At 66.7% G+C, this 1023-nt stretch carries 2 protein-coding genes; both read right to left on the reverse strand.

All coding sequences use genetic code 11. The annotated features are described in order from the left end of the window. On the reverse strand, window positions 1-220 hold a 220-nt coding region (locus ACFYM6_RS36175; RefSeq protein ID WP_387282048.1), incomplete at its 3' end, for a hypothetical protein. Continuing rightward, window positions 217-912 carry a GGDEF domain-containing protein gene (locus tag ACFYM6_RS36180; protein ID WP_387282049.1) on the reverse strand — a complete coding sequence of 232 codons (696 nt, stop codon included), beginning with the start codon at window positions 910-912 and terminating at the stop codon, window positions 217-219. The genes ACFYM6_RS36180 and ACFYM6_RS36175, both read right to left, overlap by 4 nt. Between the last annotated feature and the right edge of the window lie 111 nt (window positions 913-1023).

A 1023-nucleotide genomic window follows, 5' to 3' on the forward strand; every position in this document is an offset into this window, starting at 1 on the left:
CATCGACCGCCGCACCTACAAGGCCACCACCAGAATCGACGTCATCACCGACGACCCTTGACGAACCAGCCACCGCCCTAACTGAACGGCGTTGGACGGGTACCGGTTCGTGTCCGTCGGTGGCGAGTTGAATCGGGTGCACGTAGGTGGGCGGTGTACCGAGGGTGTTCAGTGGGGCCAGGCAGATCTGGCAGGCCATCTCCTGCCGTGTGGCCGTCATGCCATCGCCTCGTGGTTCAGCTCCCGGTTGTCGCGAAGGCGTGGCCCTCGACGGCTGTCGGCGGCCGGCATCGCCATGCCCGGCCCGTAGACGGCGTGCCGGTTCCGGCCGTTATGTTTGGCGTGATACATCGCGATGTCGGCACGGCGTAGCGCCACCTCTTCGAACGGGTCAGTGGCTTCGGCGAGCGCCAGGCCGACGCTGGCGGTGACCGTGACCGTGACGGGCTCGCCGTCCGCGGCGAGTTCGATGGGCTGGGAGATCAGAGCGACGAAGGTGTCGGCGATGCGGGCCAGGTCGTCGGTGCGGACGGGCAGCAGTGCCACGTACTCGTCGCCGGCGAGCCGCCCGGCGGTGCCGCCGTGGAGGGCGGCGATGTCGGCGATACGGTCGCCGACGGCGACGAGGAGGTCGTCTCCCCTGTCGTGGCCGTGGGTGTCGTTGACCGGTTTAAAGTCGTCGAGGTCGATCAGGACGACGATGATGGGCCCAGCGTTGTCGGCTTCGGCGAGGGTGGCGTGCGCGGCGATCAGGCCGGCGCGGTTGAGCATTCCGGTGACCGGGTCGTGTTCCAGCTGCCAGGTGGCGTCGGTGAGGTGGTTGCGGAGTCGGCGGATGAATGGCCACATGGTGAGGCCGCCGAGGGTGAACGCCACCGAGGCGGTGGCGATCATGATCAGTGGTAGGGACACTGGAGTCCTCCATTTCACTGAGCTGATCTCAGCAACGCGAATGTGTTGATTGGTGCGACACGGATGAAGGCGTTCAGACCGGACAGTGGTGGAAGTGGACGTGGGGTCCTC

The sequence above is a fragment of the Micromonospora sp. NPDC006431 genome (assembly GCF_042870725.1).
In the GTDB taxonomy this organism is placed as follows: domain Bacteria; phylum Actinomycetota; class Actinomycetes; order Mycobacteriales; family Micromonosporaceae; genus Micromonospora.